The organism is Streptomyces sp. NPDC007905 (assembly GCF_042959345.1).
In the GTDB taxonomy this organism is placed as follows: Bacteria; Actinomycetota; Actinomycetes; order Streptomycetales; family Streptomycetaceae; genus Streptomyces.
The window spans coordinates 110,990-135,164 of record NZ_JBIBKS010000015.1 but is presented as its reverse complement, the minus strand read 5'-3'; the positions used below and the strand labels follow the sequence as shown (position 1 = coordinate 135,164).

The following is a 24,175-nucleotide window of genomic DNA, read 5'->3' as shown; positions in this document are numbered from 1 at the left end:
ACCCGCCATGGCGCGACGCGGCACCACGAGTTCGACAGACGTGCTCCCCGGCGAGTCGTCGCGATGAGCACCGGCGGGGTGAGCACGGGGGTCCTGGTCCTCGTCGCCGCGCTGTGGGGCTCGGCGGCAGGCGCGCTGCTGCCCCGGGCCGCGTACCGCTTCGCCGTCCCGGAGGAGGAGCCGTGGCGGGAGCGGTGTCCGGACGGTCATCCGATCTCCGGGTGGCTCGGCCGGGTGCGGTGCGGGCAGTGCGCGCGGGCCGCGGAGACGCGGATGGCGGCGGCGGACACCGGCGAGGATCCGGTGAAGGCGCCGGTCGAGGGGCCGGAGAAGGTGCCGGTGGAGGTGGGGGAGGTGCCGGTGGAGGTGGGGGAGGTGCCGGTGGAGGCGCCGTACGCCCCCTCCGCCCTCCTCCTCACCGCCGCCACCGCCCTCACCTGTGCCGCCCTCGCCGCCGCCACCGGTACCCGGCCCGAACTGGCCGTCTGGCTGCTGCTCGCGCCGGTGTGGGTGCTGCTGGCCGCCGTGGACCTGCGCGTGCGGCGGCTTCCCGACCCGCTGACCCTGCCGCTCGCGGCCGCCGCGCCCGGCCTGCTCGGCCTGGCCGCGCTGTTGCCCGAGCACGCCGGTGACTGGCTCACCGCGCTGTACGGTGCCCTCGCGCTCGGCGGCGGCTACTTCGTGCTGTTCCTCATCAATTCGGCCGGCATGGGCTTCGGCGATGTGAAGCTGGCGCTGGGCATGGGCGCCGTCCTGGGCTGGTACGGCTGGCCGACCGTCCTGCTCGGCACCTTCGCCGGCTTCCTGCTCGGCGCGCTGTACGGCGGCGCACTCGTCCTCGCCCGGCGAGCGGGACGCAAGACGGCGATCCCCTTCGGGCCCTTCCTCATCGCGGGAGCCTTCGCGGGACTGCTGATCGGCGCGTACGCGGCCTGACGGCAGGCGGCCGACACCGCTGGCGTAGGCTGGTTCGGTCCGTCCACAACCCTTGACGAAAGGGACGCCCGGTGACCGAGAAGGCCGACCTCGCTTCTTTCGATGTCACAGCCGTGCTCGACCGAGCAGCAGCGGGCGGACGCATCACGCCCGATGAGGCGCTCGTCCTCTACCGCGACGCGCCCCTGCACGCGCTGGGTGCCGCCGCCGACGCCGTACGCCGCCGCAAGTACGCGGGCATCGAGCACATCGCGACGTACATCATCGAGCGCAACATCAACTACACGAACGTGTGCGTCACGGCGTGCAAGTTCTGCGCCTTCTACGCCGCCCCCAAGGACACCGCCAAGGGCTGGACCCGCGACCTCGACGACATCCTGCGCCGCTGCGCCGAGACCGTCGAGCTGGGCGGCACCCAGATCATGTTCCAGGGCGGCCACCACCCGGACTTCGGCGTCGAGTACTACGAGAAGCACTTCAAGGCCATCAAGGACGCGTTCCCGCAGCTGGTGATCCACTCGCTGGGCGCGTCCGAGGTCGAGCACATGGCCCGGATCAGCGGTGTTTCGGTGGAGGAGGCCATCACCCGCATCCACGAGGCGGGTCTCGACTCCTTCGCCGGCGCCGGCGCCGAACTCCTGCCCGAGCGGCCGCGCAAGGCCATCGCCCCGCTGAAGGAGAGCGGCGAGCGCTGGCTGGAGATCATGGAGGCCGCGCACAAGCTGGGCGTGGAGTCGACGTCCACCATGCTCATGGGCACGGGCGAGACCAACGCCGAACGCATCGAGCACCTGCGGATGATCCGGGACGTGCAGGACCGCACGGGCGGCTTCCGCGCGTTCATCCCGTACACATACCAGCCCGAGAACAACCACCTGAAGGGCCGCACCCAGGCGACCCTCTTCGAGTACCTGCGGATGATCGCGATCGCCCGCCTCTTCCTCGACAACGTCCAGCACATCCAGGGCTCTTGGCTGACCACCGGCAAGGAGGTCGGCCAGCTCTCCCTGCACTACGGCGCGGACGACCTCGGCTCGATCATGCTGGAGGAGAACGTGGTCTCCTCGGCCGGCGCCAAGCACCGCTCCAACCGGCTCGAGATCATCGACCTCATCCGCAAGGCGGGCCGCGTCCCGGCGCAGCGCTCCACGACCTACGAGCACCTCGTCGTGCACGACGACCCGGCGAACGACCCCGTCGACGACCGCGTGGTCTCCCACATCTCCTCCACGGCCATCGAGGGCGGCACGGCCCACCCCGAGCTGAAGCTGCTGGCGTCCAACTGAGCATGCCGTGCTGACGATCCACGCCGCGGACCTGCTCGTCAGCGGCGATCCGCGGCAGGCTCCGATGCCCGGCGGCGCGATCCTCGTCGAGGGGCGGGCGATCGCGTCGGTCGGCTCGTACGACGAACTCGTGGCCGCGCATCCGACGGCTCGCGTACGGCGCTGGCCGGGGCTGCTCACGCCGGGGCTGCTGAATCCCTACGGGCCCGAACTCCTTGAGCAGGCCTACCATCCCGACCCGCGTGAGGCCGACGCGCTGGGCACCGAGCCGCTGACGGGCGAGGCCCTCGCCACGCTCGCCATGACCGACACCCGCTGGAGCGCGAGCGCGCGGCGCGGGGTGCAGCGGATGCTGGCGCACGGGACGGTCGCGGTGGCCGGGTGCCTGCGGCGGACTGCCGTGGTGGACGCCGTGCGGCGGGCGGGGCTGACGCTGGAGGAGCGGTTCGAGGCTCCTGTGGGGCCGGCGACCCTCGATCCGCTGGCGGGGCGGAGCCTCGCGGAGGCGACCCTCATGCCTCTGCTGCCGTACGCCGGGACGGCCGCTACCTTCGCCGTGTTCGATGCCCCGGACGCGGCCGCCCTCGCCGAGCGCGGGGCGGCGAGTTGTGTGGCGACGGTCGTCGACGGGCGGCTGCTGTACCGCCGTCGGTAGGAATCAGCCCGCGAACGCCTCCCCGAACGCCCCCGAACTCTGGCGCACACCGCTGCAGTCGGTCGCCGCGTCGTCCTGCGCGCTCTCCCCGTCCTCGCACGGCCGGTCGCGGAAGGAGGACCACACCGACACGGGAATCTCTCACATGCGGGGACGGAACGGTCGGCGCCGATAAGTATCAATCGCCCTTTTTTCGCACTGTACGTCCTTTTTTGCGGTAACCTCCTCATCGAGTCTCTCAGGAAAGCGACAGGTAGGAGGCATCCTCATCGGTGGCTCGCGAGAATTCCCGAGAAAGAGCAACATAAAAGCTGCCTGATATTCGAGGAATGGAGTCCGAACCCGCCATCGAAAATCGCGCCGCCAGGCGTGGTCGCCGCCGCAAACATGGCAACGGGTCCACCGAGGGGCTCGTGTGTCGTTGACTCCACCGGACGCCGATCGAAGGTACTGCGCCGTAGCGGCCTGCTCGTCGGTGTCGTCTGCCTCCCGTACGCGGGTGTACTCGGCGCCGCCTTCATGGGCTGGGGCACCTCGCTCACCCCGTCCTCGCTGTTCCCCTTCGGCAACGCCCAGGGCGGCCAGGCCCCCGGCGACATCCGCCCGCAGGGCGGGATCGGCCGCCGGGCGGCCCTCCCGAGCGGCACCCCGTCGGGGCCGCCCTTGGTCACCGCCACCCCGTCCGCATCGGTGTCCGCTTCCTCGGTCACCGTCACCCCGTCCGTGTCCGCGCCTGTGGCCGTGTCCTCGATCATCGCCACCCCGTCCGTGTCGGTGTGCGCGACCGTGGCCGCCGGCTGACAGGGGCAGGCGGGTACGGGATCCGGTACGGCCGGATCCGGTACGGGTACCGGGACGGCCGGCGCCGCGGAGGCCGGAGCGGCCGGCACGGGCGGGGTGACCGGCACCGAGCCCGGCACCCGAACCGGAACCGCGCCGAACCAGCCGGGCGCCGCTGCCACCACCGCCCGCCTCCAGGCCGCCCACCGCAGGGCCACCGGCATGACCCTCCGCTTCTGGGAGGTGCCGGCCTTCGAGAAGTGCCTGCCGCCGGACAGCCAGTGGTTCATGTTCGGCATCGGCTGGATGCTGATCGCCGTCTTCGTCCTGGCGTGCGGCTGGGTGGAGGACGTGGCCGCAAGGAAGAAGCCGCGACTGATCCCGGGATGCGGTGCTGCAAGAATGGGCGGGTGACCCGCGCCTCCCTGAACAAGCAGCCGCACGAAGTCGCCTCGATGTTCGACGACGTGGCGGAACGGTACGACCTGACGAACGACGTGCTGTCGCTCGGCCAGGACCGGCGCTGGCGCAGAGAGGTGGCGAAGGCGGTCGACGCGCGCCCCGCGCAGAAGGTCCTCGACCTCGCGGCCGGTACGGCGACCTCCTCGCTGCCCTTCGCGCAGACGGGCGCGTACGTGGTCCCGTGCGACTTCTCCCTTGGGATGCTCCAGGTCGGCAAGAGGAAGCACACCTGGCTGCCGTTCACGGCGGGTGACGCGACGAGGCTGCCGTTCAAGGACGACACCTTCGACGCCGTCACCATCTCCTTCGGGCTGCGCAACGTGCAGGACACGGACGCGGCGCTGCGCGAGATGCACCGGGTGACCCGGCCCGGCGGACGAGTGGTGATCTGCGAGTTCTCGCACCCGACGTGGGCGCCCTTCCGGACCGTCTACACCGAGTACCTGATGCGCGCCCTGCCGTCGGTCGCGCGCGCGGTGTCCTCGAACCCGGACGCCTACGTCTACCTCGCCGAGTCCATCCGTGCCTGGCCCGACCAGCCCGCCCTCGCCGAACGGCTGTGCAAGGCGGGCTGGTCGAAGGTGGCCTGGCGCAACCTCACCGGCGGTGTGGTCGTGCTGCACCGGGGCTTCAAGGAGAGCTGAACCCCTTCGGGCGGTTCAGCGGTTGATCATCTCGAAGGCGTCCCCGGGCTCCCCCAGTTCGCGCTGCAGTCCGCCTGCGGGCGGCCGTGGGATGCGTGGTTCGCGCACGCCCCCGCCGCCCTCGCCCTCACCGAAGTCGAACCACACGTACACCATCGAGTCCGGCGGCACCTCGGCGCCGGGCGGCGGATACTGGCGCACGACGTAGTCGACGACCGTGTGGTGGAAGTCCGGGCGGTCCGGCGCGTTGAGGAGCAGGCCCCGCGCCCGGGCCGTTTCGCGCGCGTCCATGGCCATCAGACCGACCAGACGAGGAACGCGCAGTTCGGGTGTTTTGGGTGTTATGCGCACAGATGTCACCCCCAGCGGTACTGGCAGGGTAACTCGGGCGCATGCCACCCGGAAGCGCCATGTGGCTTTCTGTAACAGTTGATTACTCTACGTCACAGATCAAGTCGGTAGCAGTGCCCCTGCCGTTCCGAGGACGGGGTCGCGAACGTCTCCGCGAGGCGCATGCCGAGCCGCCGGGTGACCGCGATGGAACGTGCGTTGCGCGCGTCGACCATCGCCACCACGTGCGGCACACCCGCCGCCCGCAGCCGGTGGAGTGTCTCCTCGGCCGCCGCCGTGGCATATCCCCGGCCCCAGTGCGCCCGCCCGAGCCGCCAGCCGATCTCGATCTCGCCCGTCGGCCCCCACGCGTACGGCCAGGGCTGGGCACCGGTGAAGCCGACCACGTCCCCGGAGTCTCCCAGCACCGACCACAGGCAGAACCCCCGCTCCGCGTCGTGCCGGCGCTGGCGCGCGGTCAGCTCCTCGTAGACCGAGAGTTCGGCGGCCTTGCCGCCGTGGAACTCCATGACCTCGGGGTCGGCGAAGACCTGATGCCAGGTGAACGCGTCCTCGTCGATGGGCACACGCAGCCGTACTGCGGGGAGAGCTCGGTTCACGGGGCAGCCCTTCAGCCGGGTGATCAATTCTGCTGAATAGACTGCCCATGTCCAGTGCCGGTCGGCACGCAGATTTTGAACCTTGGGGAGATCCCGCCGTGACCGAGCCCCTCTCCGACAACACCGCCGATGTGATCGTCGTGGGCGCGGGGCCAGCCGGCTCCACCACCGCTTACCACCTCGCCAAGGCCGGACTCGACGTCCTCCTGCTGGAGAAGACCGAGTTTCCGCGGGAGAAGGTCTGCGGCGACGGCCTGACCCCGCGCGCCGTCAAGCAGCTCGTGGCGATGGGCATCGACATCTCCGAGGAAGCCGGCTGGCTGCGCAACAAGGGCCTGCGGATCATCGGTGGCGGTGTCCGCCTCCAGCTCGACTGGCCCGATCTCGCGTCCTTCCCGAACTACGGCCTCGTCCGCAAGCGCGACGACTTCGACGAGCAGCTCGCCCGCAACGCCCAGAAGGCCGGCGCCCGCCTCTACGAGCGCTGCAACGTCTCCGGACCCGTCGTCGACGACCGCACCGGCCGCATCACCGGCGTGACCGCCAAACTCGGCGAGGAGAAGCGCGAGGTCACCTTCCACGCGCCGCTCGTCGTCGCCGCCGACGGCAACTCCACGCGCCTGTCCCTCGCGATGGGCCTGCACCGCCGCGAGGACCGCCCGATGGGCGTTGCGGTGCGTACCTACTTCACCTCCCCGCGCCACGAGGACGACTACCTGGAGTCCTGGCTGGAGCTGTGGGACCGCCGCGGCGCCGAGGACCGCCTGCTGCCCGGCTACGGCTGGATCTTCGGCATGGGCGACGGCACCTCCAACGTGGGCCTCGGCGTGCTCAACACCTCGGCCGCCTTCAAGGAGCTGGACTGGCGCGAGATCCTCAAGGCCTGGTGCGCGTCCATGCCGGAGGACTGGGGCTACACCCCGGAGAACATGACCGGCCCGATCCGCGGCGCCGCCCTGCCCATGGCCTTCAACCGCCAGCCCCACTACACCAAGGGCCTGCTGCTCGTCGGCGACGCCGGCGGCCTGGTCAACCCCTTCAACGGCGAGGGCATCGCCTACGCCATGGAGTCCGGCCAGCTCGCCGCCGACGTCATCGTCCAGGCCCACGCGCGGGCCACGCCCGCCCAGCGCGAGATCGCCCTGCAGCGCTACCCGCGCGTCCTCAAGGACACCTATGGCGGCTACTACACCCTCGGCCGCGCCTTCGTGAAGCTCATCGGCAACCCGAAGGTCATGCAGATCGCCACCCAGCGCGGCCTCTCCCATCCGCTGCTGATGAAGTTCACCCTGAAGCTGCTCGCGAACCTCACCGACCCGACGGGCGGCGACGCGATGGACCGCATCATCAACGGCCTGAGCAAGGTGGCGCCGAAGGCGTGAGCGCCGACGGGGGCTAGGCCCGGCTCAGCTCCTCGACCCTGGCGGCCCGGCGGGCGAACACCTCGTCCCGCCGGTCCGCCATCTGCCGCAGCGCGTCCTTTTTCTCCCGCTTCGAGAGCCGGTCCAGGTAGATGTGGCCGTTGGTGTGGTCGGTCTCGTGAGCGAGGCAGCGCGCGAAGTACCCCGTGCCCTCGATGAGAAGGGGGCCGTCGTCCTTGTCCTGCCCGCGCACGACGGCATGCTCGGGCCGCGGTACGGCCATCACGGCACCCGGCACGGACAGGCACCCCTCGTCCTCGTCGATCAGCCGCCGCCCGGCGGGGGGAGATTCCAGTACCGGATTGACAATGTGCCCGACATGCCGGATTCCGTCGTCATCGGGGCAGTCGTACACGAACAGGCGCAGATCGACCCCCACCTGATTCGCCGCCAGTCCCGCTCCCTCGGCGACGTACATGGTGAGGAACATGTCGTCGATGAGCGCGGCGAGGTCGGGCCCGAACTCGGTGACGTCCCGGCAGGGCCTGTGCAGGACCTCCTCGCCGACCTCGGTGATCCGGCGCACCGCACCGCGCCCGGCCTCGGGGGCGTAGCGCGGGTAGTGGTCGGCGGGGGCGCCTTGAACGAACACACTCGGCATGACCGTGTCTCCCTGTGTTTGTGAGGATGCTGTGGGTGACAGGGGCGCGGGCTTCCGGCAACCGGAGCCCCTCCCTACCCTCCGGTTCTCATGACAACAGAACACGCGGAGCAGCCACAGGGACACGTCGGACACGTCGGGCCCTCCCGGAGAGGCTTCCTGACGGCGGCCGCGGGAACGTTCGCCGCCGGTGCGGCCGGTGCCGCCGCCTCAGGGGCGGCCTCACCGGCGGCCGCGGCGACCCCGGCCGCCGGCAAGCGGGTCGCCGTGCTCGGCGGCGGAGTCTCCGGGCTCAGCGCCGCCCAGGAACTCGCCGAACGCGGCTACGCCGTCACCGTCTACGAGTACTACGACCACCTCGGCGGCAAGGCCCGCTCGATGGACGTCCCCGGCACGGGCGCCGGCGGCCGCACACCGCTCCCCGGCGAACACGGTTTCCGCTTCTTCCCCGGCTTCTACCGGAACCTGCCGGACACCATGCGCCGCATCCCCGTGCCCGGCAACGCCGGCGGCGTCCACGGCAACCTCCGCAGCGGCACGGAGGCCCTGTTCGCCCGCGGCTCCGGCCGGCCGGACCTGCACTTCCCCCTGCGGCGCGTCACCACCCCGCCCGCGCCCGGCGACATCACCCCGTCCTGGCTCCGCGACCAGATCCTGTCCGTCCTGGACCTCGGCACCCGCCTCCCGGCCCACGAGGCCGCCTACTTCGCCGACCGTGTGCTGGTCCACCTCACCAGCTGCGACGCGCGCCGTGAGGACCAGTGGGAGAAGACGGCGTGGTGGGACTTCATCAGGGCCGGCGAGATGAGCGGCGAGTACCAGGTCCTCCTCGGCATCGGTCAGACCCGCAACCTGGTGGCGACCCGCGCCGAGATCGCCTCCACCCGCACGGTCGGCCGCGTCATCATCGAGGCCCTGCTCCTGTGGGGCCTGCTCGGCCGGGGCATGGACGGCGACGCGGACATCGACCGCGTCCTCAACGCCCCGACCAACGAGGCCTGGATCGACCCCTGGGAGGCGCACCTGCGCTCGCTCGGCGTCCAGTTCGTCCTCGGGACACAGGTGCGGGAGGTGATCCACGAGGGCGGCCGGGTGACCGGCGTGCGCGTGTCGGCCCGTGACGGAGGCCGGGAGCGCACGATCACCGCCGACCACTACGTCTCCGCGATGCCCGTCGAACACGCCCGTGCGACCTGGGGGCCCGCCCTGCGCGCCGCCGATCCCCAGCTGGGCCGGTGCGACGCGCTGAAGACCGACTGGATGACCGGTGTCCAGTTCTATCTGCGTACACCCACACCCGTGGTCCACGGGCACGTCAACTGCCTCGACTCACCCTGGGCGGTGACGGGCATCGGCCAGGCCCAGTTCTGGGACGTACGGGACTTTTCGAGTGACTACGGGGACGGACAGGCCCACGACTGCCTCTCCGTGATCATCTCCGAGTGGGACAAGCCGGGCATCCTGTATGGCAAAACGGCCCGCGCGTGCACCAAGGACGAGATCGTCGCCGAGCTCTGGGCCCAGCTGAAGGACGGGGTGAACGACTCCGGCAAGACGACGCTCAGGGACGAGGACCGGCTCGGCTGGTTCATGGACCCCGCGGTGACCGCCCTGGGCGGCCCCGACCCGCAGAACCGCGAACAGCTCCTCATCCACCCCACGGGCACGCTGTACAACCGCCCGTCGGCGAAGACGGCGGTGCCCAACTTCTTCCTCGCCGGGGACTACGTCCGGACGGATGTGGACCTCGCGACGATGGAGGGCGCCAACGAGTCCGCGCGACGGGCCGTCAACGCACTCCTGGACGCGGACAATTCGGGCATGGCGCGCTGCCGGATCTGGGAGCTGTACCGCCCGCCCGAGATGGAGCCCCTCAAACGTGTCGACGAACTGCGCTACCGGCTGGGGCTGCCCAACACCTTCGACCTGGGATGAACCGTATGGGGCGAACCCGCCCGTGTCGACCTGAAAATGAAGGCGAGGGATACGCGGAAGGGCCGCTGCCCCCGAGCGGCTGCGGCCCTACGCGCGTGAGAGGCGTGCCGAGTGCTCAGAGCACCCGCACGGCGCCGGTCGGCGGGTCGTACGACAGCGGGTGCTCCCCGACGCCGCTGGACGGGTTCTGCGCGCCGACGAACATGCCGTCGCCCACGTACACCGCGACGTGGTACGCGCTGCCCGCGCTGCCCCAGTACAGGATGTCGCCCGGCTGCAGGTTGCTCAGCGACACCTGGGTGCCGGCCGTCGACTGGTCCTGGGAGACGCGCGGCAGGCTGATGCCCACCTGCTTGAAGGCGGTCTGCACCAGGCCGGAGCAGTCGTAGGCCGAGGGGCCGGTGGCGCCGGAGACGTACGCCTTGCCGATCTGCGCCTTCACGAAGGAGACGACGGCCGCGGCCGAACCGGTGGCCGTGGACGTGCTCGTGGAGGTGCTGGCGGAGGTGCTGGTGCCCGCCGTGGTGGAGAGTGTCGTCCGCTCCGCGTTGCGGGAGGCGCGCGCGGCGGCGGCCTTGCGGGCGGCCTCCTGGGCCTTCTTCTTCGCCTCCGCCGCCTTCTGCTTCGCCTCGGCGAGGTCCGACTTGGCCTGCTTGGCGGCGTTTGCGGCGGCCGCGTCACGCTCGGCCTGCAGCTGGTAGTTCGCGGCGGCCTGCTGCGTGGCGTCCGCGGACTGGGCGACCTGAGCGGCCAGGTCGGCCGTCAGGGTGGGCAGTTCGAGGGTCTGCGTCACCGGCTCGGCAGCGTTCGCCGAACCGGACGCCCCGGCGACTGCCAGGGTGCTGAGGACGCCACCGGCGACTCCGGCCCGCATCGCGATCGTGGACGCGCTGCGGCGGGGCTTCCGGTGGCTACGTATGTGAGCGGTGTGGGGCATGGGAACAACCGGTATCAGGGGCTCCTTCATATCTTCAAGAAACGTGTGCTGCGCCACAGTTGCTCAATCGAGACCACAAATCCTGGGTGTGGCGCTCTTTATTGACGCCGTAACGGACATTGCGGACCCTCGCGATCAAGCCCTTGATCACGGCCTTTGATCATTAAGTCCGAATTGCCCCGCACCTACCATCGGTTGGGGTCGATGGCCAAGCCCCGTTCTCAGGCGCCTCTCATGGATGTGGCGGAGGTCACGGAATGGCTACCCGGAGGGTGGCGTCTCGCGCGGTCGGCCGCTCGTGAACGCGTGCACGCATTCGCACCGCGTCCACATCCCGTCCCGGACCTCCCTCTGATGTGTGAACGCGTCCCTCTAGCAGTGCGCAGCGCCCAGCACCAATTTGCATGCAACGGAACTCTCTTGATATGGAGACGCCTTCTGTGGCCTGCGATGACGAGCGAAAATGTCACTTCTGGTGATCAGCTGAACGCTTCGCGTACGAAGATCACTCATCATCCGACTTCATGATCCTTCGTCAGGTGGTGGAGATCACAAAGCTTGTGCAATACCCCGTGTCGCAGATCACAGAGCGGCAGGCATAAGATGCGAGTCAGTTGGGCTTGTGACCTGCTTCACATATTCTCGATCTTCGCCCGGGACGAGCGGGGCTCGAGGGACCGGTGAGGCGGATGTGAGCCCAGTGCAACCGCCAGCAGTCAGTGCCGACTGAGAGGAGCGAGGAGCGGTGAACGCCTATGCGCCCATCCTCGTACTGGGAGCCCTCGGGGCAGGCTTTGCGATCTTCTCCGTGGTCATGGCCACGCTGATCGGTCCGAAGCGGTACAACCGGGCCAAGCTCGAGGCCTACGAGTGCGGTATCGAGCCGACCCCCACGCCGGCCGGCGGCGGGCGCTTCCCCATCAAGTACTACCTGACGGCGATGCTCTTCATCGTCTTCGACATCGAGATCGTCTTCCTCTACCCCTGGGCCGTCACCTTCGACGCCCTGGGTGTATTCGGGCTCGTGGAGATGCTGCTCTTCGTGCTCACCGTCTTCGTCGCGTACGCGTACGTATGGCGGCGCGGCGGCCTGGAATGGGACTGAGGGGCTTTTAGAGACATGGGACTCGAAGAAAAGCTGCCGAGCGGCTTCCTGCTGACCACCGTCGAGCAGGCCGCGGGCTGGGTGCGCAAGGCGTCCGTCTTCCCGGCCACCTTCGGCCTGGCCTGCTGCGCCATCGAGATGATGACCACCGGCGCCGGCCGCTACGACCTCGCGCGCTTCGGCATGGAGGTCTTCCGCGGCTCGCCGCGCCAGGCGGACCTGATGATCGTCGCCGGCCGGGTCAGCCAGAAGATGGCGCCGGTGCTCAGGCAGGTCTACGACCAGATGCCCAACCCGAAGTGGGTGATCTCCATGGGCGTCTGTGCCTCCTCGGGCGGCATGTTCAACAACTACGCGATCGTCCAGGGCGTCGACCACATCGTCCCGGTCGACATCTATCTCCCCGGCTGCCCGCCCCGGCCCGAGATGCTGATGGACGCGATCCTCAAGCTCCACCAGAAGATCCAGTCCACCAAGCTCGGCGTGAACGCCGAGGAAGCGGCCCGTGAGGCGGAGGAGGCGGCGCTCAAGGCCCTGCCCACGATCGAGATGAAGGGGCTGCTGCGGTGAGCGACGCGAACGGCACCAACGGCGCGAACGGGTCCGCGAACGGGGTGAACCCCGAGAAGGATCTCGCCGCCTCCAACCTCCCCGGCCAGCGCGGCCAGGGCGGCGAGGAGATCCGCGTCCAGCGCGGCATGTTCGGCGCCGACAACGGCGGCGACACCTCCGGCTACGGCGGCCTGGTCCGCTCGGTCCGACTCCCGGGACCGGCGGCCCGGCCCTACGGCGGCTGGTTCGACGAGGTCGCCGACGAGCTGGAGGGCGCCCTGGAGGAACAGGGACTCCTCCCCGACAACGCCATCGAGAAGACGGTCGTCGACCGGGGCGAGCTCACCTTCCACATCGAACGCGAGCACCTGGTCCGCGTCGCCCGCACCCTGCGCGACGACCCGGCCCTGCGCTTCGAGCTGTGTACGGGCGTCAGCGGTGTGCACTACCCGCACGACAAGGGCCGCGAGCTGCACGCCGTCTACCACCTGCGCTCGATCACCCACAACCGGCTCATCCGGCTCGAGGTCAGCGCCCCCGACAGCGAGCCGCGCATCCCGTCCCTGGTCGGCGTCTATCCGACCAACGACTGGCACGAGCGCGAGACCTACGACTTCTTCGGAATCGTCTTCGACGGTCACCCGGCCCTGACGCGGATCATGATGCCGGACGACTGGCAGGGCCACCCGCAGCGCAAGGACTACCCCCTCGGCGGCATCCCCGTCGAGTACAAGGGCGCCCAGATCCCGGCTCCGGACCAGCGGAGGTCGTACTCGTGAGCACGCAGTCAGCATCCGCCCGCGAGACCACCGAGGGCACCGTATATACGGTCACCGGTGGCGACTGGGACGAGATCGTCCAGTCCGCGGCCCGCGCCGACGACGAGCGCATCGTCGTCAACATGGGTCCCCAGCACCCGTCCACCCATGGAGTGCTCCGCCTGATCCTGGAGATCGAGGGCGAGACGGTCACCGAGGCCCGGTGCGGCATCGGCTATCTCCACACCGGCATCGAGAAGAACCTCGAGTTCCGCACATGGACGCAGGGCACCACGTTCGTGACGCGCATGGACTACCTCACGTCCTTCTTCAACGAGACCGCCTACTGTCTCGCCGTCGAGAAGCTGCTCGGCATCGAGGACCGGATCACCGAGCGCGCCAAGATCATCCGGGTACTCCTGATGGAGCTCAACCGGCTCTCCTCCCACCTGGTGTGCATCGCCACCGGCGGCATGGAGCTCGGCGCCACCACGATCATGATCTACGGATTCCGTGATCGTGAAATGATTCTCGACATCTACGAGCTCATCACGGGCCTCAGGATGAACCACGCGTACATCCGGCCCGGCGGACTCGCCCAGGACCTGCCGCCCGGCGCGGTGGACCAGATCCGCGAATTCGTGAAGAAGATGAAGAAGAACCTCCCGGAGTACGACAAGCTCGCCACCGGGAACCCCATCTTCAAGGCGCGCATGCAGGACATCGGCTACCTCGACCTGGCCGGCTGCATGGCCCTCGGCGCGACGGGCCCGATCCTGCGCTCCACCGGCCTGCCGCACGACCTGCGCAAGACACAGCCGTACTGCGACTACGAGACGTACGACTTCGACGTCCCGACCGCCGACTCCTGCGACGCCTACGGCCGCTTCCTGATCCGCCTGGAGGAGATGCGCCAGTCGCTCGGGATCGTCGAGCAGTGCCTGGACCGGCTCCAGCCCGGCCCGGTCATGGTCGCCGACAAGAAGATCGCCTGGCCCGCCCAGCTCGCCCTGGGACCCGACGGACTCGGCAACTCCCTCGACCACATCAAGAAGATCATGGGCACCTCCATGGAGGCCCTGATCCACCACTTCAAGCTGGTCACCGAGGGCTTCCGCGTACCGCCGGGACAGGCGTACGCGGCCGTCGAGTCACCCAAGGGCGAACTCGGGGTGCACGCCGTCTCCGACGGAGGCACCCGCCCCTACCGGGTCCACTTCCGCGACCCGTCCTTCACCAACCTGCAGGCCATGGCGGCGATGTGCGAGGGCGGCCAGGTCGCCGACGTCATCGTCGCCGTCGCGTCCATCGACCCCGTGATGGGAGGTGTCGACCGGTGACCACCAGTTCTTCGGAGCGGGGCGTCAGCCTGGGCATGCCCGAACTGCCCGCACCCGCGTACCCGGACGACGTCCGGGCCCGGCTGGAGGCGGACGCGCGCGAGGTGATCGCGCGCTACCCCGACTCCCGGTCCGCCCTGCTGCCGCTGCTCCACCTCGTGCAGTCGGAGGAGGGCCATGTCACGCGCACCGGAATGCACTTCTGCGCGGACATGCTGGGCCTGACAACGGCTGAGGTCACGGCCGTCGCCACCTTCTACACCATGTACCGCCGCAAGCCCTCCGGTGACTACCAGGTGGGCGTGTGCACCAACACGCTGTGCGCGGTGATGGGCGGCGACGCGATCTTCGAGACCCTCCAGGAGCACCTGGGCGTCGGCAACGGAGAGACCACCGACGACGGCAAGGTCACCCTGGAGCACATCGAGTGCAACGCGGCCTGCGACTTCGCGCCGGTCGTGATGGTCAACTGGGAGTTCTTCGACAACCAGACCCCGGGCAGCGCCAAGGGCCTGGTCGACGACCTGCGCGCGGGACGGCCCGTGCAGCCCACCCGCGGGGCGCGGCTGTGCACGTTCAAGGAGACCGCGCGGATCCTGGCCGGCTTCCCCGACGAGCGGCCAGGGGCCGTCGAGGAGAGCGGCAGTGCGGGACCCGCTTCGCTGGTGGGCCTTCGCCTGGCAAGGGGAGAGGCCGCACCCGCACGCGTGGTCCATCCGCGCGACGGCGGTCCGCACGACGGACCGCAGGACCGGGTGCACGAGCCGTCGCCGGCCGAGCACCTCAGTTCTCATGACGCGCCGCAGGACACATCGGTCTCCGACCCCGACCACCCGGCCGGGCCTACCGCCGAGGAGGGGGAGTGATGACCGTGGCACCCGAACTCAAGGACTCGAGCCCCGAGAAGCTGCTCGCACCCGTGCTGTCGGCCTTCTGGGACGAGGACCGGTCCTGGACTCTGGACGTCTACCGGAGGCACGAAGGGTACGAGGGGCTCCGCAAGGCGCTCGCCATGTCGCCGGACGACCTGATCGCGTACGTCAAGGACTCCGGTCTGCGCGGGCGCGGCGGCGCGGGATTCCCGACGGGAATGAAGTGGCAGTTCATTCCCCAGGGTGATGGAAAACCGCACTATCTAGTTGTCAACGCCGACGAGTCGGAGCCCGGGACGTGCAAGGACATCCCGCTCCTCTTCGCGAACCCGCACAGCCTCATCGAGGGCATTGTGATCGCGTGTTACGCCATCAGGTCGTCGCATGCATTCATCTACCTGCGGGGTGAAGTCGTCCCCGTTCTGCGGCGGTTGCACGAGGCCGTGCGCGAGGCCTACGCGGCGGGCTATCTCGGCGAGAACATCATGGGCAGCGGACTCGACCTCGAACTCACCGTGCACGCCGGCGCCGGCGCGTACATCTGCGGTGAGGAGACCGCACTGCTGGACTCGCTCGAAGGCCGCCGTGGTCAACCGCGGCTTCGTCCCCCCTTCCCTGCGGTGGAAGGCCTCTACGCCTGTCCGACTGTGGTGAATAACGTCGAATCGATCGCGTCAGTTCCCGCCATCCTGAAAAACGGCAAGGACTGGTTCAGGTCGATGGGAAGCGAGAAGTCGCCCGGCTTCACGCTCTACTCGCTCAGCGGTCACGTCGCGAGCCCCGGCCAGTACGAGGCGCCGCTCGGCGTCACCCTCCGCCAGCTGCTCGACATGAGCGGCGGGATGCGCCCCGGGCACCGCCTCAAGTTCTGGACGCCGGGCGGCTCCTCGACGCCGATGTTCACCGACGAGCACCTCGACGTCCCTCTTGACTACGAAGGAGTGGGCGCCGCGGGTTCCATGCTCGGCACGAAGGCCCTGCAGTGCTTCGACGAGACGACCTGCGTGGTGCGGGCGGTGACCCGCTGGACCGAGTTCTACGCCCACGAGTCCTGCGGCAAGTGCACGCCGTGCCGCGAGGGGACGTACTGGCTGGTGCAGTTGCTGCGGGACATCGAGGCCGGCAAGGGCGTCATGTCCGACCTCGACAAGCTGAACGACATCGCCGACAACATCAACGGCAAGTCCTTCTGCGCCCTCGGTGACGGCGCCGCATCCCCGATCTTCTCCTCGTTGAAGTACTTCCGCGAGGAGTACGAGCAGCACATCACGGGCCGGGGCTGCCCCTTCGACCCGGCCAAGTCGACGGCCTGGGCGGACCGCCCGGAGGTGAACGCATGACCGTGACCACCAGCGCCCCCACAGGAGGGGGAGAGGCGGCGGTCCCGCCGGAGGACCTCGTCACGCTGACGATCGACGGCATCGAGATCAGCGTGCCCAAGGGCACCCTGGTCATCCGGGCCGCCGAGCAGCTCGGCATCGAGATCCCCCGCTTCTGTGACCACCCCCTCCTGGACCCGGCCGGCGCCTGCCGCCAGTGCATCGTCGAGGTCGAGGGCCAGCGCAAGCCGATGGCGTCCTGCACGATCACGTGCACGGACGGAATGGTGGTGAAGACCCACCTCACGTCCCCCGTGGCCGAGAAGGCCCAGCACGGCGTGATGGAGCTGCTGCTCATCAACCATCCGCTGGACTGCCCCGTCTGCGACAAGGGCGGCGAGTGTCCGCTGCAGAACCAGGCCATGTCGCACGGCAACGCGGAGTCCCGCTTCGAGGGCCGCAAGCGGACCTACGAGAAGCCCGTCCCCATCTCCACGCAGGTGCTCCTCGACCGCGAGCGGTGCGTGCTGTGCGCCCGCTGCACCCGGTTCTCCAACCAGATCGCGGGCGACCCGATGATCGAACTGCTCGAGCGGGGCGCACTCCAGCAGGTCGGCACCGGCGAAGGTGACCCGTTCGAGTCGTACTTCTCCGGGAACACCATCCAGATCTGCCCGGTCGGCGCCCTCACCTCGGCGGCCTATCGCTTCCGCTCCCGCCCCTTCGACCTGGTCTCCTCGCCGTCGGTGTGCGAGCACTGCTCCGGCGGCTGCGCCACCCGCACCGACCACCGGCGCGGCAAGGTCATGCGACGGCTCGCCGCCAACGACCCCGAGGTCAACGAGGAGTGGATCTGCGACAAGGGACGCTTCGCGTTCCGGTACGCGCAGCTCAGGGATCGCCTCGACACCCCGCTCGTGCGCAACGCCGACGGCGTCCTGGAGCCCGCCTCCTGGCCGGAAGCGCTGGAAGCGGCCGCGCGCGGGCTGACCGGCGCCCGGTCCCGGGCCGGTGTCCTCATCGGCGGCCGCCTGACCGTCGAGGACGCCTACGCGTACAGCAAGTTCGCCCGCGTGGCGCTCGACACGAACGACATCGACTTCCGCGCGCGCGTGCACAGCGGCGAGGAGACCGACTTCCTGGCGGCGTGGGTGGCCGGTCGCGGCCGTGACCTCGACGGGACGGGCGTCACGTACACCTCCCTGGAGAAGGCACCCGCCGTCCTGCTCGTCGGGTTCGAGTCGGAGGAGGAGGCGCCCGGCGTCTTCCTGCGGCTGCGCAAGGCCTGGCGCAGCCGCAAGCAGCAGGTGTTCGCGCTGGCCACCCACCCCACCCGAGGCCTGGAGAAGGCGGGCGGCACACTGCTGCCGGCCGCTCCCGGCACCGAGACCGAGTGGCTGGACGCCCTCGCGAGCGGCGTCGGCCTGGAGGACCCCGGCACGCGGGCCGCCGAGGCGCTGCGCAGTGAGGGCGCGGTGATCGTCGTAGGAGAGCGGCTCGCCGCAGTCGCCGGGGGACTCACCGCCGCCGTACGGGCCGCCAACGCGACCGGCGCCCAGCTGGTGTGGATCCCGCGGCGTGCCGGCGAGCGCGGCGCCGTAGAGATGGGGGCGCTGCCGTCGCTGCTGCCGGGCGGCCGCCCGGCGACCGACCCGCGCGCGCGGGAGGAGGTCGCCGCGGCCTGGGGCCTCGCCGAACTGCCCCTGCGCTACGGACGCGACACCCACCACATCATCGAGGCCGCCGCCACCGGCGAACTGTCGGCCCTCGTGGTCGCGGGCGTGGAGGCCGCCGACCTGCCCGACCCGGCACGCGCGCGCGAGGCGTTCGGAAGCGTCGGCTTCCTGGTCTCGCTGGAGCTGCGGCCCAGCGAGGTCACCGAGCACGCCGACGTCGTCCTCCCGGTCGCCGCGGTCGCCGAGAAGGCCGGCACCTTCCTCAACTGGGAGGGCAGGGTGCGCTTCTTCGAAGCCGCGCTCAAGCCCGACCAGATGACCCGCCGCCTCGCTCCGACCGACGGGCGCGTGCTGCAGATGCTGGCCGACGCCATGGACGTCCACCTGGGCCTGCCCGATCTGCGCACCACGCGCGCCGAGATCGACCGGCTCGGTTCCTGGGACGGCCCGCGGGCCTCCGAGCCCCTGGAGTCCGCCGGAGTGCTGCCGCGTCCGGCCCCCGGAGAGGCCGTACTCGCCGGCCATCGGCTGCTGCTCGACCAAGGCGTCCTGCAGGAGGGCGACGAGGCGCTCGCCGGAACCCGGCACGCCGCACGCGCGCGCCTGTCGCCGGCGACGGCCGCCGAGGCGGGCGTCGAGGACGGCGACGGCCTCACCGTCACCGGCCCCAGGGGCACCGTCGAACTCCCCCTCCAGATCACCGAGATGCCCGACCGTGTGGTCTGGCTCCCGCTGAACTCCGTCGGCGGCGGCGTCGCCTCCGACACCGGGGCCACGCCCGGCTCCCTCGTCCGCATCGGCCCGGCGGCACTTGCCGAAGAGACCCCCAAGGAGGTGGAGGCATGAGCCCGTACCTCGCCGCTGAAGACCTCTCGATGTTCGGCCGCGACCCCTGGTGGCTGGTCGTCATCAAGGCCGTCTTCTGCTTCGCCTTCCTGATGGTGACCGTGCTCTTCTCCATCGTCTGGGAGCGCAAGGTCGTCGCCTGGATGCAGCTGCGTATCGGCCCCAACCGGCACGGCCCCTGGGGCATGCTCCAGTCGCTCGCCGACGGCGTGAAGCTGATGCTCAAAGAAGACCTCATCGTCAAGCGCGCGGACAAGGTGGTCTACGTCCTCGCGCCGATCGTCGCGGCCATCCCGGCCTTCATGGCGATCGCGGTGATCCCCTTCGGGCCGGCCGACGACGAGATCTCGATCTTCGGCACACGGACCACGATGCAGCTCACCGACCTGCCGATCGCGATGCTCTACATCCTCGCGGTCGCCTCCGTCGGCATCTACGGCATCGTCCTCGCGGGTTGGAGTTCCGGATCCACCTACCCGCTGCTCGGCGGCCTGCGCTCCTGCGCCCAGATGATCTCCTACGAGATCGCCATGGGTGCCGCGTTCGCCTCCGTGTTCCTCTACTCCGGGTCGATGTCGACGTCGACCATCGTCGAGCAGCAGCACGACCGCTGGTACATCCTGCTGCTGCCGGTCTCGTTCATCCTCTACATCGTCACGATGGTCGGCGAGACCAACCGCGCCCCCTTCGACATGCCGGAGTCCGAGGGCGACCTGGTCGGCGGCTTCAACACCGAGTACTCGTCCATCAAGTTCGCGATGTTCATGCTCGCCGAGTACGTGAACATGGTGACGGTCTCGGCCGTGTCGGCCACCCTGTTCCTCGGCGGCTGGCGAGCCCCGTGGCCGATCAGCACCTTCTGGGAGGGTGCGAACCACGGCTGGTGGCCGCTGCTCTGGTTCGTCATCAAGGTCCAGCTGCTGCTGTTCTTCTTCATCTGGCTGCGCGGCACGCTCCCGCGCGTCCGCTACGACCAGCTGATGAAGCTCGGCTGGAAGGTCCTCATCCCGGTCTCGGTGACCTGGCTGATGCTCGTCGCGACCGTGCGGGTCCTGCGCAACGAGCACTACGACTTCGCCGACATCGCCCTCTACGTCGGCGGCGGCGTGCTCGCCCTGCTGCTGATCTCCTTCGTCGCCGACATGTTCCGCGAGAAGGCGAAGACGGTCGAGCAGCCGGCCGCCCAGCCGGCCGGATTCGACCCGATGGCGGGCGGGTTCCCCGTGCCGCCACTGCCCGGACAGGAGCTGCCGCCGGTACCGAGGCGCCGCTCGCGCCGCGCGGGGGAGCTGATTGTCAGTGGTGGGCCGGACACTGTCAGTGACGGATCTACGGATGGAAAGGAGGCGTCCGATGGCTGAGGAGCCCAAGGAGACCAAGCCCGGTTTCCAGAACCCGGTGGCCGGCTTCGGCGTGACCTTCAAGGCCATGTTCAAGAAGCGGCTGACCGAGCAGTACCCGGAGCAGCAGAAGACCACGGCCCCGCGGTTCCACGGACGGCACCAGCTCAACCGCCATCCGGACGGCCTGGAGAAGTGCATCGGCTGCGAGCTGTGCGCCTGGGCCTGCCCCGCCGACGCCATCTACGTGGAGGGCGCCGACAACACCGACGAAGAGCGCTACTCCCCGGGCGAGCGGTACGGCCGCGTGTACCAGATCAACTACGCCCGCTGCATCCTGTGCGGGCTGTGCATCGAGGCGTGCCCCACGCGCGCGCTGACGATGACCAACGAGTTCGAACTGGCCGACTCGAGCCGCGCCAACCTCATCTACACCAAGGAGCAGCTGCTCGCCGGCCTAGAAGAGGGCATGGTCGACACGCCCCACGCGATCTTCCCCGGGACCGACGAACAGGACTACTACCGCGGCCTGGTGACGGAGGCGGCGCCGGGGACCGTACGGCAGGTCGCCGTGACCAAGGGCGAGGTGCCGCAGGAGGCCGCGTCCACCTTCGGCGAGCAGGAACCGGCGTCGGAGGAGGTGATCGGTCGATGAGCGCGCAGCAACTCGCCGCCTACACCACCTCCACCGGTGAGGCCTTCCAGTTCTGGGTCCTCGGCACCGTCGCGGTGCTCGGCGCCCTGGGCACCGTCTTCATGAAGAAGGCCGTGCACAGCGCGCTCAGTCTCGCCGGAACCATGATCGTTCTGGCCGTGTTCTACCTCGCCAACGGTGCCTACTTCCTCGGGATCGTGCAGATCGTCGTCTACACCGGCGCGATCATGATGCTGTTCCTGTTCGTGGTGATGCTCGTCGGCGTCACGGCCGCGGACTCGCTGAAGGAGACCATCAGGGGTCAGCGGTGGCTGGCCCTCCTGTGCGGAGCCGGCTTCGGCGTCCTGCTGCTCGCGGGCATCGGGAACGCCTCCCTGAAGGAGTTCAACGGCACCGGTCAGGCGAACGCGAACGGCAACGTGGAGGGCCTCGCTACCCTCATCTTCACGAAGTACGTCTTCGCCTTCGAAATCACCGGCGCCCTGCTGATCACGGCCACCGTCGGCGCCATGGTGCTCACCCACCGCGAGCGCACCGAACGTGCCAAGACACAGCGGGAACTGTCCGAGCAGCGCATCCGCGAGGGCAAGCACATTCCCCCGCTGCCCGCCCCGGGCGTCTACGCCCGGCACAACGCCGTGGACATCGCGGGCCTGCTGCCCGACGGCACACCGTCGGAGCTGACCGTGAACAAGACGCTGCGCGAGCGCGGTCAGATCCGTGACGTGTCCGCAGAGGCGCTCAACGACCTGCGGGCCCTGGAACAGCGCGCCGAGGAGCGCCTGGAGCGGACCGCGATCGAGCCGACGACGTTCAAGCGGCCCGAGGAGGCGTCGAAGTGAACCCCGTCAACTACCTCTATCTCGCCGCCCTGCTGTTCACCATCGGCGCGACCGGGGTGCTGATCCGGCGCAACGCGATCGTCGTGTTCATGTGCATCGAGCTGATGCTCAACGCCTGCAACCTCGCGTTCGTCGTCTTCTCCCGGATGCACGGCAACCTCGACGGCCAGATCATCGCCTTCTTCACGATGGTCGTCGCCGCCGCGGAGGTCGTGGTGGGCCTCGCGATCATCGTGTCGCTGTTCCGCACCCGCCACTCGGCCTCGGTCGACGACACCAGCCTGATGAAGCTGTAAGGGGTCGGAAGAATCGTGGAGAACCTGATCGCGCTGCTCATCGCGGCGCCCCTGCTCGGAGCGGCCGTCCTCCTGGTCGGCGGCCGGCGGCTGGACGCCGTCGGCCACTGGATCGGCACGCTCCTGTCGGCCGCCTCCTTCGTGTTCGGCCTGATCCTCTTCGCCGACCTGCTCGGCAAGAACGCCGAACACCGCACGCTGACCCAGCACCTGTGGACGTGGATCTCGGTCGGCAGTTTCCAGGCGGACGTCACCTTCCGCCTCGACCAGCTGTCGATGACGTTCGTACTGCTGATCACCGGCGTCGGTTCGCTCATCCACCTGTACTCGGTCGGGTACATGGAGCACGACGAGCGGCGCCGCCGCTTCTTCGGCTACCTGAACCTGTTCCTCGCGGCGATGCTGCTGCTCGTCCTCGCCGACAACTACCTGCTGCTGTACGTCGGCTGGGAGGGCGTCGGCCTCGCCTCCTACCTGCTGATCGGCTTCTGGCAGCACAAGCCCAGCGCGGCCACGGCGGCGAAGAAGGCCTTCCTGGTCAACCGCGTCGGCGACATGGGCCTGTCGATCGCGATCATGCTGATGTTCACCACCTTCGGCGGCTTCGCCTTCGGCCCGGTCCTCAGCCACACCGGTGACACCAGCGAGGGCAGGCTCACCGCGATCGGCCTGATGCTCCTGCTCGCGGCCTGCGGCAAGTCCGCCCAGGTGCCGTTGCAGTCCTGGCTCGGGGACGCCATGGAGGGTCCCACCCCGGTGTCGGCCCTGATCCACGCCGCGACGATGGTGACGGCGGGCGTCTACCTGATCGTCCGGTCCGGTGCCATCTTCAACGCGGCTCCCGACGCCCAGCTGGCGGTCACCGTCGTCGGTGCGGTCACGCTCCTGTTCGGTGCGATCGTCGGTTGCGCGAAGGACGACATCAAGAAGGCGCTGGCCGGCTCGACCATGTCGCAGATCGGCTACATGGTGCTGGCCGCGGGCCTCGGCCCCATCGGCTACGTCTTCGCGATCATGCACCTGGTCACGCACGGCTTCTTCAAGGCCGGGCTGTTCCTCGGCGCCGGTTCCGTCATGCACGGCATGAACGACGAGGTCGACATGCGCAAGTACGGCGGCCTGCGCAAGTACATGCCCATCACCTTCGTCACGTTCGGTCTCGGCTACCTCGCCATCATCGGCTTCCCGTTCCTGTCCGGCTTCTACTCCAAGGACGCGATCATCGAGGCGGCCTTCGCGAAGGGCGGAACGCAGGGCTGGATCCTCGGCGGCGTGGCTCTGCTGGGCGCTGCCATCACCGCCTTCTACATGACGCGCGTGATGCTGATGACGTTCTTCGGAGAGGAGCGTTGGAAGAACCAACCCACTCGCTCCCCGGAGGCGCCGAGTGCGGAGCCCGTAGCCGAGCACCGCGGCGAGCACGCCGAGCCGCACCCGCACGAGTCGCCCAAGGTCATGACGATCCCCATGATCCTGCTGGCCGTCGGCTCGGTCTTCGCCGGCTTCTTCTTCCACCTCGGTGACCGCTTCCTGCACTGGCTCGAGCCGGTCACCGGCCACAGCGAGGGCAACTCGCCGGTCAGTGCCGCCACGGTCACCGGCGCGACCCTGGTCTGCCTGGTCATCGGTGTCGCCATCGCCTGGGCCAAGTACGGCCGCAAGCCCGTCCCGGTCGTCGCCCCGCGCGGCTCGCTGCTCACCCGGGCGGCGCGGCGCGACCTGCTCCAGGACGACTTCAACCACGTCGTCCTGGTGCGCGGCGGCGAGCACCTCACGCGCTCCCTGGTGTACGTCGACCACACCCTGGTCGACGGCGTCGTCAACGGCACGGCGGCCGGCTTCGGCGGCCTGTCCGGGCGGCTGCGCCGGGTCCAGAACGGGTTCGCCCGCTCCTACGCGGTCTCGATGTTCGGCGGTGCGGCCCTCCTGGTCGCCGCGACCCTGCTGATGAGGGCGGTCTGATACCG

General features: G+C 69.5%; 23 protein-coding genes and 2 pseudogenes. 20 read left to right on the top strand and 5 right to left on the bottom strand.

Going from position 1 to position 24,175, the window contains the following annotated elements; genetic code table 11:
- Positions 1 to 63 precede the first annotated feature (63 nt).
- The 3 genes from ACFZDC_RS26035 (at position 64) to ACFZDC_RS26025 (ending at position 2,877) form a co-directional block, all read left to right on the top strand.
- Complete coding sequence (locus ACFZDC_RS26035) at positions 64 to 936, top strand: prepilin peptidase (protein WP_391327546.1); 873 nt, start codon at positions 64 to 66, stop codon at positions 934 to 936.
- A 71-nt stretch (positions 937 to 1,007) separates the two neighbouring features.
- Entirely contained in the window at positions 1,008 to 2,222 is a 1,215-nt protein-coding gene (mqnC, locus tag ACFZDC_RS26030; protein ID WP_391327544.1) for a cyclic dehypoxanthinyl futalosine synthase, read from the top strand.
- Positions 2,223 to 2,229: 7 nt separating this feature from the next.
- On the top strand, positions 2,230 to 2,877 hold the full coding sequence (locus tag ACFZDC_RS26025; protein WP_391327542.1) for a hypothetical protein: 648 nt from the start codon (positions 2,230 to 2,232) through the stop codon (positions 2,875 to 2,877).
- Positions 2,878 to 2,880: 3 nt separating this feature from the next.
- On the opposite strand, the pseudogene ACFZDC_RS26020 reads toward ACFZDC_RS26025, so the two are convergent.
- Positions 2,881 to 3,009 (bottom strand): annotated as a pseudogene (locus ACFZDC_RS26020) (hydrolase); the annotation flags it as partial.
- A 255-nt stretch (positions 3,010 to 3,264) separates the two neighbouring features.
- Here ACFZDC_RS26020 and ACFZDC_RS26015 point away from each other — a divergent pair.
- The 3 genes and pseudogenes from ACFZDC_RS26015 (at position 3,265) to ACFZDC_RS26005 (ending at position 4,763) form a co-directional block, all read left to right on the top strand.
- A complete protein-coding gene (locus ACFZDC_RS26015) occupies positions 3,265 to 3,678 on the top strand; it encodes a hypothetical protein (RefSeq protein ID WP_391327540.1) in 414 nt (137 codons plus the stop codon).
- A gap of 210 nt (positions 3,679 to 3,888) precedes the next feature.
- Positions 3,889 to 4,071, top strand: a pseudogene (locus ACFZDC_RS26010) (acyltransferase); the annotation flags it as partial.
- Positions 4,068 to 4,763 (top strand): demethylmenaquinone methyltransferase, encoded by a 696-nt coding sequence (locus ACFZDC_RS26005; protein WP_391327538.1) that lies wholly within the window; start codon positions 4,068 to 4,070, stop codon positions 4,761 to 4,763. The pseudogene ACFZDC_RS26010 and the gene ACFZDC_RS26005, both read left to right, overlap by 4 nt.
- Positions 4,764 to 4,778: 15 nt before the next feature.
- Here ACFZDC_RS26005 and ACFZDC_RS26000 read toward each other — a convergent pair whose 3' ends face one another.
- Entirely contained in the window at positions 4,779 to 5,114 is a 336-nt protein-coding gene (locus tag ACFZDC_RS26000) for a PASTA domain-containing protein (RefSeq protein WP_391327536.1), read from the bottom strand.
- Between the two features lie 92 nt (positions 5,115 to 5,206).
- On the bottom strand, positions 5,207 to 5,713 hold the full coding sequence (locus tag ACFZDC_RS25995) for a GNAT family N-acetyltransferase (RefSeq protein WP_391327534.1): 507 nt from the start codon (positions 5,711 to 5,713) through the stop codon (positions 5,207 to 5,209).
- 47 nt (positions 5,714 to 5,760) lie between these two features.
- On the opposite strand from ACFZDC_RS25995, the gene ACFZDC_RS25990 reads away from it, so the two are divergent.
- Positions 5,761 to 7,095 carry a geranylgeranyl reductase family protein gene (locus ACFZDC_RS25990; protein ID WP_391327532.1) on the top strand — a complete coding sequence of 445 codons (1,335 nt, stop codon included), beginning with the start codon at positions 5,761 to 5,763 and terminating at the stop codon, positions 7,093 to 7,095.
- A gap of 13 nt (positions 7,096 to 7,108) precedes the next feature.
- On the opposite strand, the gene def is transcribed toward ACFZDC_RS25990, so the two are convergent.
- Positions 7,109 to 7,735, bottom strand: coding sequence for a peptide deformylase (def, locus tag ACFZDC_RS25985; protein ID WP_391327530.1), 627 nt, complete (start codon positions 7,733 to 7,735; stop codon positions 7,109 to 7,111).
- Between the two features lie 90 nt (positions 7,736 to 7,825).
- On the opposite strand from def, the gene ACFZDC_RS25980 reads away from it, so the two are divergent.
- Entirely contained in the window at positions 7,826 to 9,670 is a 1,845-nt protein-coding gene (locus ACFZDC_RS25980; RefSeq protein ID WP_391327528.1) for an FAD-dependent oxidoreductase, read from the top strand.
- Between the two features lie 115 nt (positions 9,671 to 9,785).
- Here ACFZDC_RS25980 and ACFZDC_RS25975 read toward each other — a convergent pair whose 3' ends face one another.
- Entirely contained in the window at positions 9,786 to 10,607 is an 822-nt protein-coding gene (locus ACFZDC_RS25975) for an NlpC/P60 family protein (RefSeq protein WP_391327526.1), read from the bottom strand.
- Between the two features lie 745 nt (positions 10,608 to 11,352).
- Between ACFZDC_RS25975 and ACFZDC_RS25970 the strand changes: the two genes are divergently transcribed.
- The 12 genes from ACFZDC_RS25970 to nuoL are packed head-to-tail and all read left to right on the top strand — an operon-like array spanning position 11,353 to position 24,170.
- A complete protein-coding gene (locus ACFZDC_RS25970) occupies positions 11,353 to 11,712 on the top strand; it encodes an NADH-quinone oxidoreductase subunit A (protein ID WP_007383963.1) in 360 nt (119 codons plus the stop codon).
- A gap of 15 nt (positions 11,713 to 11,727) precedes the next feature.
- Positions 11,728 to 12,282 (top strand): NADH-quinone oxidoreductase subunit B family protein, encoded by a 555-nt coding sequence (locus tag ACFZDC_RS25965; RefSeq protein WP_009190037.1) that lies wholly within the window; start codon positions 11,728 to 11,730, stop codon positions 12,280 to 12,282.
- Positions 12,279 to 13,043: an NADH-quinone oxidoreductase subunit C gene (locus ACFZDC_RS25960; protein ID WP_391327524.1), complete on the top strand. Its 765-nt coding sequence runs from the start codon at positions 12,279 to 12,281 to the stop codon at positions 13,041 to 13,043. Before ACFZDC_RS25965 ends, ACFZDC_RS25960 begins: the two co-directional genes overlap by 4 nt.
- Positions 13,040 to 14,362, top strand: coding sequence for an NADH-quinone oxidoreductase subunit D (locus ACFZDC_RS25955; protein ID WP_391327522.1), 1,323 nt, complete (start codon positions 13,040 to 13,042; stop codon positions 14,360 to 14,362). Before ACFZDC_RS25960 ends, ACFZDC_RS25955 begins: the two co-directional genes overlap by 4 nt.
- Positions 14,359 to 15,228 (top strand): NADH-quinone oxidoreductase subunit NuoE, encoded by an 870-nt coding sequence (nuoE, locus tag ACFZDC_RS25950; protein WP_391327520.1) that lies wholly within the window; start codon positions 14,359 to 14,361, stop codon positions 15,226 to 15,228. The genes ACFZDC_RS25955 and nuoE overlap by 4 nt, the downstream gene beginning before the upstream one ends.
- Complete coding sequence (gene nuoF, locus ACFZDC_RS25945; RefSeq protein ID WP_391327518.1) at positions 15,225 to 16,574, top strand: NADH-quinone oxidoreductase subunit NuoF; 1,350 nt, start codon at positions 15,225 to 15,227, stop codon at positions 16,572 to 16,574. The genes nuoE and nuoF overlap by 4 nt, the downstream gene beginning before the upstream one ends.
- Positions 16,571 to 19,075 (top strand): NADH-quinone oxidoreductase subunit G, encoded by a 2,505-nt coding sequence (locus tag ACFZDC_RS25940; protein ID WP_391327516.1) that lies wholly within the window; start codon positions 16,571 to 16,573, stop codon positions 19,073 to 19,075. Before nuoF ends, ACFZDC_RS25940 begins: the two co-directional genes overlap by 4 nt.
- The gene (gene nuoH / locus ACFZDC_RS25935; protein WP_391327514.1) at positions 19,072 to 20,436 is read left to right on the top strand and encodes an NADH-quinone oxidoreductase subunit NuoH; all 1,365 of its coding nucleotides are present in this window, start codon (positions 19,072 to 19,074) and stop codon (positions 20,434 to 20,436) included. Before ACFZDC_RS25940 ends, nuoH begins: the two co-directional genes overlap by 4 nt.
- Positions 20,429 to 21,070 (top strand): NADH-quinone oxidoreductase subunit NuoI, encoded by a 642-nt coding sequence (gene nuoI, locus ACFZDC_RS25930; RefSeq protein ID WP_391327512.1) that lies wholly within the window; start codon positions 20,429 to 20,431, stop codon positions 21,068 to 21,070. The genes nuoH and nuoI overlap by 8 nt, the downstream gene beginning before the upstream one ends.
- Positions 21,067 to 21,912, top strand: a complete 846-nt coding sequence (locus ACFZDC_RS25925; protein WP_391327510.1) for an NADH-quinone oxidoreductase subunit J — start codon at positions 21,067 to 21,069, stop codon at positions 21,910 to 21,912. Before nuoI ends, ACFZDC_RS25925 begins: the two co-directional genes overlap by 4 nt.
- Positions 21,909 to 22,208, top strand: a complete 300-nt coding sequence (gene nuoK, locus ACFZDC_RS25920) for an NADH-quinone oxidoreductase subunit NuoK (protein ID WP_391327508.1) — start codon at positions 21,909 to 21,911, stop codon at positions 22,206 to 22,208. Before ACFZDC_RS25925 ends, nuoK begins: the two co-directional genes overlap by 4 nt.
- A gap of 15 nt (positions 22,209 to 22,223) precedes the next feature.
- Positions 22,224 to 24,170 (top strand): NADH-quinone oxidoreductase subunit L, encoded by a 1,947-nt coding sequence (gene nuoL, locus ACFZDC_RS25915; RefSeq protein ID WP_391327506.1) that lies wholly within the window; start codon positions 22,224 to 22,226, stop codon positions 24,168 to 24,170.
- Positions 24,171 to 24,175 lie beyond the last annotated feature (5 nt).